The organism is Actinacidiphila yeochonensis CN732 (assembly GCF_000745345.1).
GTDB lineage: Bacteria > Actinomycetota > Actinomycetes > Streptomycetales > Streptomycetaceae > Actinacidiphila > Actinacidiphila yeochonensis.
The window spans coordinates 1,211,103-1,228,683 of the sequence record NZ_JQNR01000005.1 but is presented as its reverse complement, the minus strand read 5'-3'; the positions used below and the strand labels follow the sequence as shown (position 1 = coordinate 1,228,683).

The following is a 17,581-nucleotide window of genomic DNA, read 5'->3' as shown; positions in this document are numbered from 1 at the left end:
GGTGGGCGGGTGCACCCTGTGGTCCGGGGTGGACCTGCGGGTGCTGCCGGGGCAGTTCACCGCGGTGCTCGGGCCGAACGGCGTCGGCAAGTCCACCCTGCTCAAGCTGCTGCTCGGCCAAGTACGGCCCGAACCCGGCAGCGAGGTGCGGGTGTTGGGTGACCGGCCGGGGCGTGCCGGGAGCCGGGTCGGGTACCTGCCGCAGCGGCGCGGCTTCGACCCGGGCCTGCGGGTTCGCGGCACCGACATCGTCCGGCTCGGCCTGGACGGGGCGCGCTGGGGCACCCCGCTCCCGTCGCGGCTGGGCGGCCGGCGGGCCCGCGAGGCCGAGCGGCGGGTGGCCGAGGCGGTGGAGACGGTCGGCGCCACCGGGTACGCCCACCGCCCGATCGGCGCCTGCTCGGGCGGCGAGCAGCAGCGGCTGCTGATCGCCCAGGCGCTGGTGCGACGCCCCGAACTGCTCCTGCTCGACGAGCCGTTGGACAGCCTGGACCTGCCCAACCAGCACGCGGTGGCCGCCCTCGTCAGCCGCGTCTGCCACGAGCACGGCGTGGCCGTGGTGATGGTGGCGCACGACGTCAACCCGATCCTGCACCACCTCGACCAGGTGGTGTACATCGCCGAGGGCGGCGCGGCCGGCGGCCGACCCGAAGAGGTCGTCACCAGCGAGACGTTGAGCCGTCTCTACGGCACCCCGATCGAGGTGCTGCGGACCGCGTCGGGGCGCTTGGTCGTCGTCGGCGAGCAGGAACCGCCCACCGACCACGCGGACCGCCACGAGGCCTACCGCGCGGGCCCGTCGGGCCACGGCGGCGTCGGTCACCACGCCTCCCGAACCCCATGACATAACCGAAAGCACCCAGTCGGTCACAGCGAGTTGGCCAACCCTCCGGCCTCCCAGGCCGATCGAAGGGAGGCCGGACAACAGGTCCCCACAGAAGGCCGATCCACCACATCCGCGTCCGCGACGCCCCGTTCACCACCGTCGAGTCAAACAGGTCCTACCGGAAGGGCGTTGATCAACATGCATATCTCCGAGGCGATGTGACATGACGTCAGTTGTCTTTTCTTGGAACCTTGTTGCCGATTTCCGGGACATGTGGGCGTACCCGTTCATGGTGAACGCCTTCCGGGCCGGCGCCGTCGTCGCCGTGCTCGCCGGATGCGTCGGATGGTTCACCGTGCTGCGGCGGGAGACGTTCGCCGGGCACACGCTCTCCGCCGTCGGCTTCCCCGGAGCGGCCGGAGCCGCCCTGGTCGGCGTCGGCAGCACCGCCGGGTACTTCGGGTTCTGCCTCGCCGCCGCCCTCGTGCTGGCCGTGCTGCCGGCCCCGGCCGGGCGGGGTTCCGGCGGGCCCCGGGCCGCGCTCACCGGCACCGTCCAGGCGTTCCTGCTGGCCTGCGGATACCTCTTCACCGCGCTGTACAAGGGCCTGCTCGGCGGGGTGGACGCGCTGCTCTTCGGCAGCTTCCTCGGCATCACGGCGACCCAGGTGGCGGTGCTCGCCGCGGTGGCCGCCGCGGTGCTCGCCGTGCTCGCGGTGGTGGGCCGTCCGCTGCTCTTCGCCTCCGCCGACCCGGACGTGGCAGCAGCCCGCGGCGTGCCCGTGCGCGCGCTCGGCGCCGTCTTCCTGCTGCTGCTCGGCGCCACCGCCGCCGAGGTCGGCCAGATCACCGGCTCGCTGCTGGTCTTCGCCCTGCTGGTGATGCCCGCCGCCACCGCCCAGCAGCTCACCGCCCGCCCCGCGCGCGGCCTGCTGCTGTCGGTGCTGCTGGCGCTGGCCGCCACCTGGCTCGGGCTGCTCGCCGCGTACTACTCGCCCTGTCCGATCGGCTTCTACGTGTCGACGTTCTCCTTCGGCGGGTACGTCCTCGCCCGCGCCGCGCGGACGGCGGCCCGCCGGTTCGGGGCGGTGCCCGCATGACGCCCCCGCTGCCCTCCCCCGCCGTGCTGCTGGCCACCGCCGCGGGGCACCCCCTGCACCGGCTCGCCCTCGACCCGCTCACCGCGGGCCCGCTCGCCCACCCGTACCTGCGGTACGCGCTGCTGGCCGGGACCGCCATCGCGGCGGCGGCCGGACTCGTCGGGTACTTCCTCGTACTGCGCGCGCAGGTCTTCACCGGCGACGCGCTCAGCCACACCGCGTTCACCGGCGCGCTCGCCGCCCTCGCCCTCGGCTACGACCTGCGGATGGGCCTGTACGCGGGGTGTGTGGCCGTCGCGCTGCTGCTCGGCGCGCTGGGGCGGGGCGCGCGGACCGCCGACGACGTGGCCATCGGCGGCCTCTTCTCCTGGGCGTTGGGCCTGGGCGTCTTCTTCCTCACCCTCTACACCTCCGGCCACGCGGCCGGGCGCTCCGGTACCGACGGCGGCGCCGGCACCAGCGTGCTCTTCGGCTCGGTCTTCGGGCTGTCGGCGGGGCAGGCGTACACCGCGGCGGCCGTCGGCGCGGGCGTGTGCGCGGCGACGGCGGTCCTGGCCAGGCCGCTGCTCTTCGCCTCGGTCGACCCCGAGGTGGCCGCCGCCCGCGGGGTGCCGGTGCGGCTGCTCGGCTACGGCTTCCTGGTGCTGGTCGGGCTGTGCGCGGCCGAGGCCACGCAGGCGGTCGGCTCGCTGCTGCTGCTCGGCCTGCTCGCCGCCCCCGCCGGAGCCGCCCACCGGCTCACCGCCCGGCCGTACCGGGCGCTGGCGCTCGCGGGCGCGCTCGGCGTGGCCGAGCTGTGGACGGGGCTCGCCCTCGGGTACGCCGTCCCCGGGCTGCCGCCGAGCTTCGCCATCACGGCCACCGCGACCGCCGGGTACGCCGCCGCGTACGGGGTCGCGGCCGTGCGGCGGCGGGGCGGCGAGGGTCGCGGGCCGCGGACGGCGGGGAGCGGCGGGCTGAGGGGGCCGGGTGGGCTGGGTGGCTGAACGGTCGGCCGGGCGGCGGGCTGCACGGCGGGGCTCACGGGTGAACGTTTCCTTCCGCCGCTTCGGGCAACCCGGTCCTCGTCACAACCCCTCGTGTCGGAGGTGAAGGCCGTGGCGTACGCGAACGGGTCCCGCTCGGTGGGCACCCTGGTCAAGGAGGGCACCGAACAGCTCTCCGACCTGGTCAGGCAGGAGATGAAGCTGGCTCAGGCCGAGCTGGCCCAGAAGGGCAAGCGGGCCGGGATCGGCGGCGGGATGTTCGGCGCGGCCGGGCTGATGGGGTTCTTCGCGCTGGCCGCCCTGGTCACCGCGGCCGTCGCCGCCCTGGCGATCCCGCTGTCCCTGTGGCTGGCCGCGCTCACGGTGGCCGCCGGGCTGCTGATCATCGCCGGCATCGCGGCGCTGCTCGGGCGCCACAAGGTCAAGCAGGCCGTACCGCCGATGCCCGAGGGGACGATGGACAACGTCCACCGCGACCTGGTGGTCCTGAAGGAAAGGGCCAAGCGATGACCCGGACGACCCGTACCGATCCGCAGCTCGTCGATCTGGAACGGCAGATCGAACGGACCCGTGAGGCGCTGGGGCAGACCGTCGAGGAGCTGGCCGCGAAGGTCGACGTCCCCGCCCGCGCCAAGGCCAAGGCCCGCGAGACCGCCGCCCGCCTCCGCGGCGCCGAGACCCGCACCCGCACCCGTGCCGTCCAGGCGGCCGACCAGGCCCGCAGCCGCGCCGGCCAGGCCCGGTCGCGGGTCCGCCCGCCGTCGACCCGCTCGACGACCGCCGGCTCCGACGACGCCACGGCCCTCCCCCCGGCCCCGCCGCGGCCCTCCCCCGGCCTCCACTTCGGGCGCCACCCGCGCGGACGCCCCTGCCTCGATCGTCCACCGCATCCCCCGACCGCGGCGGCAGCCGCCGCTGCCGCCACGACCTACGCCGTCCTCCACGCCGTCTTCCCGCACCGCGACTGAGAGCGGCCGAAGGGCAGATCGCCGCCGTCCGCCCCGGGGATCACGCCATGGTTCGTGGCATGAACGCGACTTCTGCAGCCGTAGCGACCTCGTTCGCTCGTATCGGGCCACATCTGAGAGCCGGCAGTCGGGGCTGACACCGGAGCTGCCCGCGGCAGCCCCGGCGTTGGCGACCCCGTGGCGCGGCTGAAGCCCGTCGGTGCGTGGGACGACACCGTCGTCCTCGCCGGGCACCCGCCGATTCGGTGACCGGCCGCCCCGACCAGGCCGCCTGACGGACGCTCCGCGGCGGGCGGCCGGGCTCGGGGGTCACACGCTCTCGACGTGGGGGGCCGAGGGGAGGCGGATGCGGAAGGTGGAGCCCTTGGTGGGGGCGGTGGCGAGTTCGACGGTGCCGTGGTGGGCCGCGACCAGGGCCGAGACGATGGACAGGCCCAGGCCCGCGCCGCCGCCGGTGGCGCGGGAGCGGGAGGCGTCCACGCGGTAGAAGCGCTCGAAGACCCGGGCGGCCTGCTCGGGCGCCAGGCCCGGGCCGCTGTCGGCCACTTCGAGGACGCCGTGGCCGTCGGCCGTGCCGACGCCGATGCGGACCGGGGTGCCGGGGGGCGTGTGGGCCACCGCGTTGCCGACGAGGTTCGCCACGACCTGCCGCAGGCGGGCCTCGTCGCCGACGACCGGGGCCGGGCCCGGCGGGGTGCCCGGTCCGCCCGGGCCGGTCAGGGTGACCTCGCGGGCCGGGTCGAGCGCCGTGACGTCGTGCAGCGCGTCGACGGCCAGCGTGCGCAGGTCCATCGGCGCCAGCTGGAGCGGGCGCTGCTCGTCCATCCGGGCCAGTGTCAGCAGGTCCTCGACGAGGCCGCCCAGCCGCACCGCCTCGCTCTCGATCCGGGCCATGGTGCGCCGTACGTCGGCCTCGTCGGCGAGCGCGCCCATCCGGTACAGCTCGGCGAAGCCGCGGATGCCGGCCAGCGGGGTGCGCAGCTCGTGGCTGGCGTCCGCGACGAAGCGCCGCATCCGCTGCTCGGAGGCCGCGCGGGCGGCGAACGCGGACTCGATCTGCGCCAGCATGCCGTTGAGCGCCGAGGACATCCGGCCGACCTCGGTCCGGGGGGACGCCTCCGGCATCCGGTGGGAGAGCGGACGACCCGCCGCGATCTCCGCGGCGGTCTCCTCGATCCGGCGCAGCGGCCGCAGCCCGGCCCGCACCGCGAACCACCCGGCCACGCCGAGCAGTGCCACCACCACCGCGCCGATCAGCAGGAACGCCGTGCTCAGCCGGCTGGTGGTGGTGGAGACGTCGTCCAGCGAGGACGCGACGACCACGCCGGCCGGCAGCGCCGCCCCGCCCCCGCCGCCCGGGCCCTGGACGTCGTCCACCCCCCCGGGGCCGCCCGGAGCCCCCGGGTCCGCGGGTCCGGCCGGGCCACCCGTACCGCCCTGCCCGCCGCCCCCGCCGACGGCCGCCGCGGCGCCCGCCCCGGGGACGCCGCCGGACACGCCGTCGGACGGGCCGTTCGACGCGCCGTCGGAGGTGCCGCCGGAGCCGTCCGAAACGCCGCCGCCGTGCCCGGGGGCCTCCTGCGTGACCGGCACGATCAGCACCCGCCAGCTGCCGCCGCCGTGGTCGCTGGGCACGTCGAACGGCCGGTTCATGCGGGCCCGCAGCTCGTCGGCGTCCATCGACGGCCACAGCGGCTGCGGGTCGCCGGCCGCCACGGGCTGCCGGAACTGCTCGGCCAGCCGTCCGTCGGCGGCGGCGAAGGCCACCACGAACTGGCTGGGCAGCCACGACCGGTCGCCGTTCGTCGTGTCGGTGCCCGTCCGGCCCCCGCCGGTGCCCGCGCCGATACCCGGGCCCGGCGGGAGGTCGCGGCGGCCGGGAAGGGCGTCGGTGCCCAGGCGGCGGGCCAGCGGCTGGCCGTACCGGTCCAGTTGCTGGTCGACCCGCTGTACGAGCTGGCCGCGGACGGAGCCCAGCACGACGGTGTCGCTGACCGCCAGCCCGAGCAGCACCAGCACCAGCGACAGCAGCACCAGCCGGGACCGCAGCGGCACCGCCGACCAGCGGAAGCCCGCCAGCCGCCGCACCGCCACCCGCCGCACCGCCCGCCGGACACCATCGCGCGCGTCCCCGCGCGACCCGAACCCGGACCCGGACCCGGGCGGCACGGCCGAGGGCACCCCGGGCGCGGCCGACGGCGGCGCCTGCCGCGCCCGGGGCACGCCCGCCTCGTCCGGGCGCGGCCCGCCGGCACCGTCCGCCGAAGCGGCACCGTACGGCCCGACCGAACCGCCCGGCCCGAAGGAGCCGTTCGCGGAATCCGGGCCGGGCCCGGCCGGCGGCGGGGGTGCGGCCACGGCTCAGCCCTGCGGCGGCAGCGGCGGGCGGCGCAGCACGTAGCCGACGCCCCGCACGGTGTGGATCAGCTTGGGCGCGCCGTCCGCGCCGGAGTCCACCTTGCGCCGCACGTAGGAGATGTACGACTCGACGATGCTCAGGTCGCCGCCGAAGTCGTACGCCCACACGTGGTCGAGGATCTGGAGCTTGGAGACGACCCGGTCGGCGTTGGCCATCAGGTAGGCGAGCAGCTTGAACTCGGTCGGCGACAGCGACACGGGCCGGCCGCCGCGCAGCACCTGGTGGCCGACCGGGTCGAGTTCGAGGTCGCCCGCCACCAGTCGGCCGTCGTCGGTGGGGCCGCCGGTGCGGCGCAGGATCGCCCGGATGCGGGCGATCAGCTCCTCCAGGCTGAACGGCTTGGTGACGTAGTCGTCGCCGCCGGCCGTCAGCCCGCTGATCTTGTCGTCCACCCCGTCCTTGGCGGTGAGGAAGAGGACCGGCAGCCGGTCGGCGCCGCCGCTCCGCGGGTGCGGCCCGGACTCCTCGCGCAGCCGCCGCACCACGGTGAAGCCGTCCATGTCGGGCAGCATCACGTCCAGGACGACCAGGTCGGGCCGTTCCCGGGCGACGGCGGCCAGCGCGTCCGCGCCGGACGCGGCCGAGGCCACCTTGAAGCCGACGAAGCGCAGGGAGGCGGACAGCAGCTCCCTGATGTTCGGTTCGTCGTCGACGACCAGCAGGCTGGCCTCGGGTGCTTCCACGCGCTCCTCCCGGCCGTCGTCGGATGCGGCCCGGTCGGCGGGGGTGCCGACCGGTGGCCGCACCGTACGCGGCGTAGCTGTGAAGAGGATGTCAGCTACCCGAACCCGAGCCGGAACCGCCCGCCGTCGCGGTGCCGCCGGCACCGGAACCGCCGCCGAACCCGCCGCCGAAGCCGCCGCCGAACCCGCCGAAGCCGGTCGAGCCGCCCTGGGTGACGGTGGTCGCCTTCACGTTGCCGTCGGAGTCCTTCGTGCCGAGGACGGTGACCGTCTGCCCGGCCTTGAGGTCGGACACCTTGCCGGTCTTGGTCTCGCTGACCTTCGTGGAACTGCCGGTGGTGACCTTGACGATGTCGCCCTGGGCGTCGGTGACGTAGACGGTGTCGCCGTCGACCAGCTTGACGGTGCCGATGGTCAGCGCACCCGCGGCCCCGGCCGCTCCGCCCGTCCCCTGCGAGCCGCCCGCGGTCGCGCCGGCGCCGCCGAACCCGCCGAAGCCGCCCGCGCCGGTACGGCTGCCCGCACCCGTGCGGGACGCGCCCGCGGCGCCGAACGCCGCCGTCCGCCCGGAGCCGCCGTTGAGCTGGTGCTTCTCCACCAGCGCGCCGCCGGAGAAGGCGGCCGCGGCCACCACGCACGCCGACAGCACCAGCGTCAGCCACGGCAGCTTGCGGCGCGGCGGCGCGGCCAGCTCCGCGGAGACGTCCCGGGCGTCCGGCGGCTCCGCGAGGATGTCCTCGGGCCGCTCGCCGGCCAGTTCGTAGGGCCCGGCCCCGGGGGTGGTGACCGGCAGCCGGGCGGTGTCCGCCGTGGCCACCTCCAGCACGCCGGTGTCGCTGTCCAGGATCTCGATCGCGCCGCCCTGCGGGCTGGCGGGTGCGGGCAGCCGCTTTCCGGCGGCAGCCCGGTCGAGCTCGGTGCGGCGTCGCGCCATCTCGGCTTCTCCCTCGCTTACGTGTCATGCCTGTGTCTGGTGTGGGCTGCCGGCTGCACGCCGCAGGCCCCGGGGGCGCCGGGCCGCAGGGGGCCCGGCGCCGGCGTCCTCACTCGTGCCGCAGCGCCTCGATCGGCCGCAGCCCGGCCGCGCGGTTGGCCGGGTAGCCGCCGAAGAACAGCCCGATCGCCACCGCGATGGCGAACGCCCCCCACACCGAGGTGGGGATGACCACGGGTTTGATCCCGACGATGGTGAAGCGCGAGCCGATCAGCCCGGCCACCACCCCCAGCCCGCCGCCGATCAGTGACAGCAGCGTGGACTCGGCCAGGAACTGGCCGAGGATGACGCCCCGGGGGGCGCCGATGGCCTTGCGGATGCCGATCTCCCGGGTCCGCTCGGTGACGGTGACCAGCATGATGTTGGTGATGCCGATCCCGCCGACCAGCAGCGAGATCGCCGCCACCGCGCCCAGCAGGACGGTGAACGTCTTGTTGGTGTCGGACTGGGTCGTCAGCAGCGACTGCTGGCTGGAGACCTGGAAGTCGACGTCGCTGGAGTCCTTGATGCCGTGGGTGCCCATCAGGACGGTGGTGATCTCGCTCTGCGCCTTCGTGGTGGCGGTGGCGGACTTCGCCTCGACCAGGATCTGCGAGAGCGAGCCGAAGCCGGTGAAGGCGTTCTGCACGGTCGGCAGCGGCGCGATGACCGTGTCGTCCGGGTCCTGGAAGCCGGTGCCGCCCTTGGTGGCCAGCTCGCCGACCACCGTGAACGGGGTGCCGCCGATCACCATCTTCTTGCCGATCGGCGAGACGGTGCCGAACAGGTCGGTGGCGGTGGTGGAGCCGATCACCGCGACCTTCCGGGAGTTGAGCACGTCGTCGGCGCTGAAGTAGTCGCCCTTGACGACCTTGCTGTTGGACGTCTTGAAGTACGCCGGGTAGGTGCCGACGACCTGGCCGACGGAGTGCGAGGTGCCGTCGTAGATCGCGGTCTGCGAGGTGGTGACCTCGGGCGCGACCGAGTCGACGTCGGGCGCGTCGGACGGGTTGGCCAGCGCGCGGGCGTCGTCCACCGTCAGCGGCTTGGTGCCCTGCGAGGAGTTGCCGGAGCCGAAGCCGCCGCCGGAGCTGACGGTCAGCGCGTTGGTGCCCAGCTTCTCGATGGAGTCCTTGACCGACTGCGAGGAGCCGTTGCCGACGGCCAGCAGGATGATGACGGCGGCCACACCGATCAGCACACCGAGCATGGTCAGCGCGGAGCGGACCTTGTTCGCGGCCAGGCCGCCGACGGCGAAGCGCAGGATCTCGAACGGGTTCACCGGGCGCCTCCGTCCTGGCGGGCACCGGTCAGGGCCGGGGTGGCGACGCCCGCGCCCGGCGGGAGCCGCCGGGAACGCCGCGGGGTCCAGCAGCGCGGGCGGCGGGCCGTCGACGGCCGCCTGCCGCACGTCCGAGATGATCCGGCCGTCGACCAGCCGCAGCACCCGCTTGGCGTGCCGGGCGACCTCGTCCTCGTGGGTGATCAGGACCACCGTGCGGCCGGCCGCGTTGAGCCGGTCGATGACGGACAGCACGTCCTCGGTGCTCTGGCTGTCGAGGTTGCCGGTCGGCTCGTCGGCGAGCAGCATCGCCGGGGCGGTGACCAGCGCGCGGGCCACCGCGACCCGCTGCTGCTGGCCGCCGGAGAGCTCGTTCGGCCGGTGGTCGACGCGGTCCGCCAGGCCCACCAGGGCCAGCGCGGCCAGCGCCCGGCGGCGCCGCTCCGACGACCGCACCCCGGCGTAGGCCAGCGGCAGTTCGACCTGGGCGAGCGCGGGGGTGCGCGGCACCAGGTTGAACGACTGGAAGACGAAGCCGATCTTGCGGTTGCGGACCAGGGAGAGCTGGTGCTCGTCCAGGCCGCCGACGTCGATGCCGTCCAGCAGGTAGCGGCCGGAGGTGGGCACGTCCAGGCAGCCGAGGATGTTCATCAGGGTGGACTTGCCGGAGCCCGAACTGCCCATCACCGCGACGAAGTCGCCCTGCTCGACGACCAGGTCGACGCCGTCCGGGGCGCCGGGTGCCGCGACCGGGCCGCCCAGGGCGCGCACGACCGCGTCGCCCTGGCCGTAGGTCTTGCGCAGGCTGCGCACCTCGATGACCGGGGCCGGGCCCCAGGGCCCGTCGCCGTCCGGGCCGCCCGCACCCGCCGGGCGGCCGCCGGGGGCGGTGCCGGAGCCCGGCCGGGACGCGCCCAGCCGGCCGGCGAGCCGCCTGGTCAGCGACTGGCCCATCAGCGGGCACCCCCGCGGCCGCCGCCGAAGCCGCCGGCACCGGCGCCGCCGAAGCGGCTCGCGCCGCCCGCCCCGAACCCGCCGGGGAACGCGCCGCTCGGGAAGCCGCCGTTGCTGGAGGACGCCACCTGCGGGATCTGCACCTGCTGGCCGGCCTTCAGACCGCTGGTGATCTGGTCGGTGCTGTCGCCCTCGACGCCGACGGTGACCGCCGTACGGGTGGTCGAGCCGTCGGCGTTGACGACCAGCACCGTGCGGTTGGAGCCGGTGCCGGAGACCGCGGCCGTCGGCACGCTCAGCGCGTTCTGCGCCTCACCGGTGGTCACCTGGATGCTGGCGCTCAGGCCGGTGCGCAGGTTCGAGGTGTCGTCGGTGATGCCGAGGACGGCCGCGTACTGCACGGCGCTGCTGCTGGAGCCGCCACCGCTGGAGCCGCTGCTCACCGGCAGCGAGCTGATGGAGAGCACCTTCGCCTGGAGGACCGTGCCGGACTCGGCGTTCAGCGTGACCGTGGCGGCCTGGCCGGCCTTGATCTTCAGCGAGTCGGCCTCGGAGAAGTTCGCCTTGACCTGCATGCCCGACGGGTTGGTCAGGACGACGAAGCCGCTGGGCGTCGAACTCGAAGAAGAAGAGGACGACGACGAGGACGACGAGCCGGACGAGCCGGACGAGCCGCCCGAGCCGGAGCCCGAGGACGAGCCGCCGGTGCCGGAGACCGTGTCGCCCTTGGCGCCCGCAACGGACGCCACCGTGCCGTCAGCCGGCGCCTTCAGCACGCAGCCGTCGACCGCGCGCTGGGCGCTGTCGACGGCGTTCTGCGCCTGCGTCACCTGGGCCTGCGCGGAGGCGAGCTGGGCGGGATCGACGGTCGGCGTCGGGGTGGGCGTCACGACCGCGCCCTGACCGCCTCCGTTGGAGCCGTTGGAACCGTTGGAACCCGAGGACTGGGTCGAGGTGGACTCGCCCTCCTCGACCTTCGTCAGACTGGCCTGCGCGGCCGTCAGCTGCTCCTCGTCCTGCTGGAGCGTCTCGTCGGAAGCGGTGGTGTCGACCTTCGCGAGGACCTGGCCCTTCTTCACCTTGTCGCCGGGTTTGACGTCGACCTCGGTGAGGGTGCCGCCGGTGGTGAAGTCCACACCGGCGTCACTGGGAGAGGAGAGCGTGCCGGAGCCGGAGACTGTCGCCGTCACGGTTCCGCTGGTCACGGTCGCGGTCCGGGCACTGGTGGAGGCGGCCGAACTGCCGCCTCCGTTGTGCACCGCCGCCCAGGCGCCGCCGGCGCCGGCCAGGACCACCACGCCGAGCACCGAGTTGATCAGGACGGCCCTGCGCCGCCGTGGAAGCACCTTCATGGCGCGCATCCTGGACCGCCCCGCCTTTGAAGCACTGGGAGCCACCTGGGAGTTGACTGGGAGCGGCGGGCCGTCCCGAGCCGCCACCCCGACCGGCGAAAGCCTCCAAACCCCCCATAGCACCCCACCCGTGGATACTCCTGGGGCGGGTGGGACGACACGTTCCCCGGGAACTCACAGGCAGGTCCCCGGCATCCCCCACCTCGGTGCGGTTCAGTTCGGGGGTCGTCCGCGGGCACCGTTCCGCCGCGCGTGCGCGCGGGCGGCACAACCGGCCGACCGATCCTGTGGAAGCGAGGAGACCCGGACATGACCACGACCACCCGCCGGCCCGTCGCCGGGCGCGCCGCGGTGCGCGCCGGAGCGTGCGTCGCCGTGTTCGCCGCCGGGGCGATGGCGCTGGCCGCCTGCTCGGGCTCCTCCAGCAGCGGCAAGGACACCGCCGGCTCCACCACTTCGGCCAGTGCCTCCGCTTCCGGCGCGGCCGCCGGCGGGGGCGCGAACGGGCAGGCGATGGACGCCTACCGGGAGTGCCTCTCGCAGCACGGCGTGAACCTGCCGACGTTCAACCGCCCCTCGGGCGGCACCCGGCCCAGCGGACGTCCGAGCGGGGCGCCGAGCGGCCGGCCCAGCGGCGGCTACGGCGGGGGCTACGGCGGCGGCTTCGGGGGCGGGGGCTTCCCCGGCATGGGCGGCGCCTCCGCCGACCCCAAGACCCAGCAGGCGCTGCAGGCGTGCGCGTCCAAGCGGCCCTCGTTCAGCGGCCGCGGCGGCCCGGGCGGCCAGGGCGGCGGCATGAACAGCAGCGCTTTCCAGGCGTTCACCAGCTGCCTCAAGGACCACGGCGTCACGGTGCCCACCGCGACGGCCCCTCCCGGCGCCGGCGGTCACGGTGGCAGCGGCCCCGGGGCGTTCAACACCTCCGACCCCAAGTACGCCAAGGCGTACGCGACCTGCAAGGTCCTGCTGCCGCAGCGCCCCAGCTCCAGCCCCACGGCGAGCTGAACCCGGCCCTGACGGAACGGGGCGGAGGGCTCCGGGGCGCCCGTTGAGGCGCCTCGGAGCCCCCACCCGTCCCCGCCGGGCCGGCGGAGGCGGTCCGCACGGCGCCGCTACCAGGCGAACGACTCCGGGGCAGGCCCCGGGCCGGGGAAGATCCCGTCGAGCGCGGCCAGGAACTCCGGCGTGAGCCGCAGCTCCGCCGCCCGCAGCGCCGACTCCAGCTGCCCCGCCGTACGCGGGCCGACGATCGGGCCGGTCACGCCTGGCCGGGTCAGCAGCCACGCCAGGCCCACCTCGGCCGGGTCCAGCCCGTGGTCGGCGCACAGCTTCTCGTACGCCTCGATCCGCGCCCGTACGGCCGGGTCGGCCAGGCCGCGCCCGGCCCGGCCGCCGGAGGTGCGCAGGCCGCCGCCCTCGCGCTCCTTGCGCAGCGCGCCGCCCAGCAGCCCCTGGTGCAGCGGCGACCACGGGATGACGCCGAGGCCGTACGCCTGCGCGGCCGGGATCACGTCGGCCTCGGCCCGCCGCTCGAAGAGGTTGTAGAGGCACTGCTCGCTGACCAGGCCGAGCGAACCGCGCCGGGCGGCGGCCTCGTTGGCCCGCGCGATGTGCCAGCCGGCGAAGTTGCTGGAGCCGGCGTAGAGGATCTTGCCCTGCTGGACCAGGACGTCGACGGCCTGCCAGATCTCCTCCCACGGCGTGTTCCGGTCCACGTGGTGGAACTGGTAGACGTCGATGTGGTCGGTGCGCAGCCGCCGCAGGCTCGCCTCCGCGGCCTGCCGGATGTGCCGGGCGGACAGCCGGTCGTCGTTGGGCCAGCCGGGATCGTGCCACTCGCGGCCGTCGTTGACGGCGTGGCCGTAGACCTTCGTGGCCAGCACCACCCTGTCCCGGCGGCCACCGCCCTGGGCGAACCAGTCGCCGAGGATCTCCTCGGTGAGGCCCTTGCGGTCGTCGGAGCCGTAGATGTCGGCGGTGTCGAAGAGGTTGACGCCCGCGCCGAGCGCGGTCTCCATCAGGGCACGGCTGTCCTGGGCGCTCGTCGCGCCGCCGAAGTTCATCGTGCCCAGGACGAGACGGCCGACCCTGAGCCCGGTCCGGCCGAGCTGTGTGTACTCCATGACGGCAGCAAACACCGTGGAGTCCACTCCAGTACACGGTGATTCCCTTGCGGGGACACGGAGTTCGGAAGAGCCCGGGGGTGCGCAGGCGCCCGCACACCCCCGGGGAGGCGGCTTCCGGCGCTACGGCAGGGTGAGGATCTCGTAGGAGTCGCCGTAGGTCTTCCAGTGCAGCGGCGGGTCCAGGTTGAGGTTGCCGGCGTTGAGGAAGACCCGCTGCTCGTCGTCCACCCGGCTGGTGTCGTCGTGTGCGGCCTCGGTGAGCATCGCGGCCTTGCGCGCGTCGAGGTAGGCGTTCAGGTAGGCCGTCTCGCCGCCGCCCTGCGCGGGCGTCTTCGCCTTCTTCATCGCGGTCTTGCGGATCCCGCCGAAGCTCACCGCGTCGTCGCCCGGGCCGTGCATGACCATGGCGTCGTAGTAGATGAACTGGCCGAGGGTGCCGAGGCCGTCCGCCTTGGCCTGGTCCACGGCCGGGTTGAAGTACACGTCGTCGCGCTCGTCGTCCTGGGCCTGCTGGAAGACGGTGTCCTTGGCCGCGGTCTTCCAGGCGCTGACGAAGGCCGAGCCGAGGCCGGAGTGCGAGTCGGTGCCGTTGACCTTCTCCAGCGCCGGGAGGTACTTCGCCAGCGGGTTGCCGGCCTCCATGTCGGTGTAGTGCTGGACGAGTTCGAGCATGTCGCCGGTGCCGGAGCAGAACCCGATGATGCCGGCGGTGTAGCCGCGGCCGTCGCCGATGTCCTCGATGTACTTGTACTGCGACGTCCAGTCGAGGGTGGAGTTCTCGGCGGAGGAGACCAGCTCCATCGCCATCTCCTTCTTGTGCGGGTCGTCCAGCCCGGCGGGGGCGGTGGCGGCGCCGGAGGGTCCGGCCAGCGCGAGGGAGGCGCCGCCGGCCAGCACAGCGACGGCCAGGCCGAGGGCGGTCCTGCGGCGGACCCGGGTCGTCCGCGCGGCGGCGGAGGCGGCGGGGTGGGGGGAGGTGTGCACGGGCGTCTCCGTTTCCGGCCGGTCCCGGGGTACGGGGCCGCGGCCATGGGTCGGTGGCTGGGTGCGTGGCGGGGTGCTGTCGGGTGATCCGGTGGTGAGCGGACGCCAGCACGTTGGTTAGGAAAGCTTCCTAACCACCACACAGCATTGAAGCACCACGGCCCCTTCGCGCCAAGAGCGCCGCACGGCCCGCGTGTCCCGCGCGACACTGGAGGCATGTGCCGAAGCATCAAGACGCTCCGCCCCCCGATGACGCCCGAGGTCCACGACGAGGACGTCCAGGCCGCCGCGCTCCAGTACGTGCGGAAGATCTCCGGCTTCCGCGCCCCCGCCGCCCACAACCGCGAGGTGTTCGACGCGGCCGTGGCAGCGGTCGCCGCCGCCACCGCCGAGCTCCTGGACGGCCTGGAGGTGCGCGGCGCCGCCGCGAAGACGGGCTGACTCCAAAGAACCCAGACGGACTCAGACGGACTCCAAAGGACTCCTCCAAGCCCGGGACACCCCGACCACCTGGGCGAAACCGCCGGCCCGTCGCCGCCGGGCGGCGGGGTCCGGGTAGCCGTGCGCCCTAGCCTTCCGCCATGGCGACCATGACCGAGGCCGAGTGGCGCGCTTTCGCGAACGCCGGCACCCGTACCGGAAAGATCGCGGTGACGCGCAAGGACGGGCGTCCGCACGTGACCCCCGTCTGGTTCCTGATCGACGACGGCGACGGTGACGAGGCCGGGGGCGGGGGCGGAGGTGGGGGCGGCACCGGGCCACGGGTCGTCTTCAACACCGGGCTCTCCTCCCTCAAGGGCCGCGCGCTGAGCCGCGACCCGCGCTTCGCGCTGTGCGTGGACGACCAGGAGCCGCCGTACTCGTTCGTCCTGCTGGAGTGCACCGCCGAGCTCGTCGAGGACCCGGTCGCGCTCCAGAACTGGGCTACCCGGCTCGGCGTCCGCTACATGGGGGAGAAGCGCGGGCCGGAGTTCGGGGCGCGCAACGCGGTGCCGGGCGAGTGCCTGGTGTTCGGCCGCGTCGACCGCGTCACCGCGCAGGCCCGCCTCACCGAGTAGGACGCGCGGCACAGGGGCAGACCACGCGCCCGCGTCGCGCCCCTCGCCCGACCTGGACGAAGGGCCGCGCGAGGGGCGCCCTGCGGGGCGGCGCCGCTGGGGGCGGCACGGGGCGGGTTGCGGTGTGCGCCCGGCCGGCCCCGCGGGTCAGCCGTAGGAGAGCCTCGCGCACGCGTCGGTGGCGGCGCTGCGGGCGCCGTCGGCGACCGCCTTGGGCAGCCCGGCGGACGAGCCCGAGGACGCGTTCGCGAAGTCCTGGCCGAGGACGAGGTTGATGCCCCGCACCGGCAGCGGGACCAGCTGCGACCCCGGGAAGAGGGTGGCGAGGGTGCGGGCCTGCGCCACGTCGGAGGAGCCGTACTCCACCAGGGTGGTGGGGTGGTCCTGGGAGCGCGCGGTGGCCGTTCCGGTGACGGTGAAGCCCGAGGCGGTGAGCCGGCGCGCGGCCTCGCCGGCCAGGCCGTCGGTGGTGGTGCCGTTGAAGACGCCCACCGCGATGCCGGAGCCGTCCACGATCGGGGAGGCGGCCGGGTGCGGCGCGGCCCGGTGGCCCGTGGCCTCCAGGCCCTTGAGCGGCCGGTTGGCGGCCAGGTCGGCGAAGAGCTCGTCCACGGCCGGGTGCACCAGGTCTATGCGCGAGCCGGCGTACTGCCAGGGCGCGGTGATGAACTCGATGTCCTTCAGGTCGACGCGCTTCAGCGACAGCCCGAAGGACACCAGTTTCGCCGCGCTGCCCAGTCCAGGGTCCACGGTGAGCGACCTGGTGGCGGCGTCGGCGAGCGGCAGGAGGGTGCGCGGGTTCATGCCCTCGCCCTTGATCTTGGCGATCAGCGCGGAGAGGAACGCCTGCTGGCGCATCATCCGGCCGACGTCGGAGCCGTCGCCGAGGCCGTGCCGCATCCGGACGTAGTCCAGCGCCTGGCGGCCGGAGAGCGTGTGGCGCCCGCGGCGCAGCAGGAGCTTGCCGCGGTAGGTGAGGTCGGGGTTCATGTCGGCGGAGTAGACGTCCTGGGGGACGCACACGTCGACACCGCGCACGGCCGAGGTCATCGCCGCGAAGCCCTCGAAGTCGACGACGACGGTGTGGTCGACGCGCATCCCCGTCAGCTTCTCCACCGTGTTCTGAGTGCAGGCCGGGTTGCCCTGGGCGGTGTCGCCCATCGAGAAGGCCGCGTTGAACATCGCGGAGGGCTGGTCCGGTGACCAGGTGCCGTCGGGGAGCAGGCAGGGGGGTATGTCGACGAGCGCGTCGCGGGGGATGGAGACGCCGACGGCGTGCCGGTGGTCGGGGTAGACGTGCAGCAGGATCGTGGTGTCCGAGCGGCCGATCACCCCGGAGGTGCCCCTGCCGCCGAGGGACGCGTTGCTGCCGGCCCGGCTGTCGGAGCCGATCAGCAGGACGTTGACGGCCCGGTGGCCGTCGGCGTCGGCCGTTCCGGCCCCGGGGCGGTCCTTGCTCAGGCCGGCCGAGTCGAAGGTGGAGATGTTGGCGTCGAGCTTCAGGTAGACGGCGCCGGCGCCGCCCACCACCAGGAGCACCAGCGCCGCCGCGGCGCCGATGATCCACTCCCTGCGGCCCCGTTTTCGCCTGTGTCCGCGAACGCCCATTCCCCACAACACCTTCGCTCCGGTGGCCCGCCGGAACCAGCGGTGCCCACGTGTGCCCTCCGCGTGTGCCCTCCGCCCGGACGTGGTCCGGGCCGGTGCCGCGCCCGCCGGAGGACGGCCGGGCCGCGACCGGCTTGCCACTGTACGTGCTGGGGTGGTCACGCGTGGGTTCAACGGGGACTGGCACCCGTTCGGATGCGTTAGCGAACCCTTACTTACCGTCGGGGTGTTGGGGCGCCGGGTCGGGCCACGGGACCGGCCGT

Annotated in this window: 16 protein-coding genes; 8 read left to right on the top strand and 8 right to left on the bottom strand. The window is 74.7% G+C overall.

Annotation, left to right across the window (positions count from 1 at the left end; all coding sequences use genetic code 11):
* Window positions 1-28 precede the first annotated feature (28 nt).
* The 5 genes from BS72_RS17090 (at window position 29) to BS72_RS38410 (ending at window position 3,879) form a co-directional block, all read left to right on the top strand.
* Window positions 29-844: a metal ABC transporter ATP-binding protein gene (locus BS72_RS17090; protein ID WP_232792442.1), complete on the top strand. Its 816-nt coding sequence runs from the start codon at window positions 29-31 to the stop codon at window positions 842-844.
* 205 nt (window positions 845-1,049) lie between these two features.
* A complete protein-coding gene (locus BS72_RS17085; protein WP_037911588.1) occupies window positions 1,050-1,925 on the top strand; it encodes a metal ABC transporter permease in 876 nt (291 codons plus the stop codon).
* The gene (locus BS72_RS17080; RefSeq protein WP_078901431.1) at window positions 1,922-2,911 is read left to right on the top strand and encodes a metal ABC transporter permease; all 990 of its coding nucleotides are present in this window, start codon (window positions 1,922-1,924) and stop codon (window positions 2,909-2,911) included. Before BS72_RS17085 ends, BS72_RS17080 begins: the two co-directional genes overlap by 4 nt.
* A 111-nt stretch (window positions 2,912-3,022) precedes the next feature.
* A complete protein-coding gene (locus BS72_RS17075) occupies window positions 3,023-3,421 on the top strand; it encodes a phage holin family protein (protein ID WP_037916326.1) in 399 nt (132 codons plus the stop codon).
* Window positions 3,418-3,879, top strand: a complete 462-nt coding sequence (locus tag BS72_RS38410) for a DUF3618 domain-containing protein (RefSeq protein ID WP_051951193.1) — start codon at window positions 3,418-3,420, stop codon at window positions 3,877-3,879. The genes BS72_RS17075 and BS72_RS38410 overlap by 4 nt, the downstream gene beginning before the upstream one ends.
* 309 nt (window positions 3,880-4,188) lie before the next feature.
* Here the strand turns inward: BS72_RS38410 and BS72_RS32435 are convergent, their stop codons facing one another.
* From BS72_RS32435 to BS72_RS17045, 5 genes are all read right to left on the bottom strand, one after another.
* Window positions 4,189-5,982 (bottom strand): sensor histidine kinase, encoded by a 1,794-nt coding sequence (locus BS72_RS32435; protein WP_232792441.1) that lies wholly within the window; start codon window positions 5,980-5,982, stop codon window positions 4,189-4,191.
* Window positions 5,983-6,240: 258 nt separating this feature from the next.
* Window positions 6,241-6,981, bottom strand: coding sequence for a response regulator transcription factor (locus BS72_RS17060; protein WP_037916318.1), 741 nt, complete (start codon window positions 6,979-6,981; stop codon window positions 6,241-6,243).
* A 91-nt stretch (window positions 6,982-7,072) separates the two neighbouring features.
* The gene (locus BS72_RS37295) at window positions 7,073-7,915 is read right to left on the bottom strand and encodes a hypothetical protein (RefSeq protein WP_051951191.1); all 843 of its coding nucleotides are present in this window, start codon (window positions 7,913-7,915) and stop codon (window positions 7,073-7,075) included.
* 109 nt (window positions 7,916-8,024) lie between these two features.
* Entirely contained in the window at window positions 8,025-10,190 is a 2,166-nt protein-coding gene (locus tag BS72_RS38405) for an ABC transporter permease (RefSeq protein ID WP_078901430.1), read from the bottom strand.
* Window positions 10,190-11,542: an efflux RND transporter periplasmic adaptor subunit gene (locus BS72_RS17045; protein ID WP_037911587.1), complete on the bottom strand. Its 1,353-nt coding sequence runs from the start codon at window positions 11,540-11,542 to the stop codon at window positions 10,190-10,192. The genes BS72_RS38405 and BS72_RS17045 overlap by 1 nt, the downstream gene beginning before the upstream one ends.
* Before the next feature lie 309 nt (window positions 11,543-11,851).
* Between BS72_RS17045 and BS72_RS17040 the strand changes: the two genes are divergently transcribed.
* On the top strand, window positions 11,852-12,547 hold the full coding sequence (locus BS72_RS17040; protein ID WP_051951190.1) for a hypothetical protein: 696 nt from the start codon (window positions 11,852-11,854) through the stop codon (window positions 12,545-12,547).
* 107 nt (window positions 12,548-12,654) lie between these two features.
* On the opposite strand, the gene BS72_RS17035 is transcribed toward BS72_RS17040, so the two are convergent.
* Both BS72_RS17035 and BS72_RS17030 read right to left on the bottom strand, forming a co-directional pair.
* On the bottom strand, window positions 12,655-13,665 hold the full coding sequence (locus BS72_RS17035; protein ID WP_037911585.1) for an aldo/keto reductase: 1,011 nt from the start codon (window positions 13,663-13,665) through the stop codon (window positions 12,655-12,657).
* Window positions 13,666-13,788: 123 nt separating this feature from the next.
* Window positions 13,789-14,652 (bottom strand): chitosanase, encoded by an 864-nt coding sequence (locus tag BS72_RS17030; RefSeq protein WP_037911582.1) that lies wholly within the window; start codon window positions 14,650-14,652, stop codon window positions 13,789-13,791.
* Between the two features lie 216 nt (window positions 14,653-14,868).
* Here BS72_RS17030 and BS72_RS17025 point away from each other — a divergent pair, with 216 nt between their 5' ends.
* On the top strand, window positions 14,869-15,093 hold the full coding sequence (locus tag BS72_RS17025) for a DUF2277 domain-containing protein (RefSeq protein WP_037911580.1): 225 nt from the start codon (window positions 14,869-14,871) through the stop codon (window positions 15,091-15,093).
* Between the two features lie 149 nt (window positions 15,094-15,242).
* Window positions 15,243-15,710, top strand: coding sequence for a PPOX class F420-dependent oxidoreductase (locus BS72_RS17020; RefSeq protein WP_407639046.1), 468 nt, complete (start codon window positions 15,243-15,245; stop codon window positions 15,708-15,710).
* A 147-nt stretch (window positions 15,711-15,857) separates the two neighbouring features.
* On the opposite strand, the gene BS72_RS17015 is transcribed toward BS72_RS17020, so the two are convergent.
* Entirely contained in the window at window positions 15,858-17,318 is a 1,461-nt protein-coding gene (locus BS72_RS17015; protein ID WP_051951189.1) for an LCP family protein, read from the bottom strand.
* Window positions 17,319-17,581 lie beyond the last annotated feature (263 nt).

Bases quoted from the DNA above. Each gene is read 5' to 3' on its own strand.
- BS72_RS17085 (WP_037911588.1), top strand. From the start codon at position 1,050: ATGACGTCAGTTGTCTTTTCTTGGAACCTTGTTGCCGATTTCCGGGAC.
- BS72_RS17080 (WP_078901431.1), top strand. From the start codon at position 1,922: ATGACGCCCCCGCTGCCCTCCCCCGCCGTGCTGCTGGCCACCGCCGCG.
- BS72_RS38410 (WP_051951193.1), top strand. From the start codon at position 3,418: ATGACCCGGACGACCCGTACCGATCCGCAGCTCGTCGATCTGGAACGG.
- BS72_RS37295 (WP_051951191.1), bottom strand. From the start codon at position 7,915: ATGGCGCGACGCCGCACCGAGCTCGACCGGGCTGCCGCCGGAAAGCGG.
- BS72_RS38405 (WP_078901430.1), bottom strand. From the start codon at position 10,190: ATGGGCCAGTCGCTGACCAGGCGGCTCGCCGGCCGGCTGGGCGCGTCC.
- BS72_RS17045 (WP_037911587.1), bottom strand. From the start codon at position 11,542: ATGAAGGTGCTTCCACGGCGGCGCAGGGCCGTCCTGATCAACTCGGTG.
- BS72_RS17040 (WP_051951190.1), top strand. From the start codon at position 11,852: ATGACCACGACCACCCGCCGGCCCGTCGCCGGGCGCGCCGCGGTGCGC.
- BS72_RS17035 (WP_037911585.1), bottom strand. From the start codon at position 13,665: ATGGAGTACACACAGCTCGGCCGGACCGGGCTCAGGGTCGGCCGTCTC.
- BS72_RS17025 (WP_037911580.1), top strand. From the start codon at position 14,869: ATGTGCCGAAGCATCAAGACGCTCCGCCCCCCGATGACGCCCGAGGTC.
- BS72_RS17020 (WP_407639046.1), top strand. From the start codon at position 15,243: ATGACCGAGGCCGAGTGGCGCGCTTTCGCGAACGCCGGCACCCGTACC.
- BS72_RS17015 (WP_051951189.1), bottom strand. From the start codon at position 17,318: ATGGGCGTTCGCGGACACAGGCGAAAACGGGGCCGCAGGGAGTGGATC.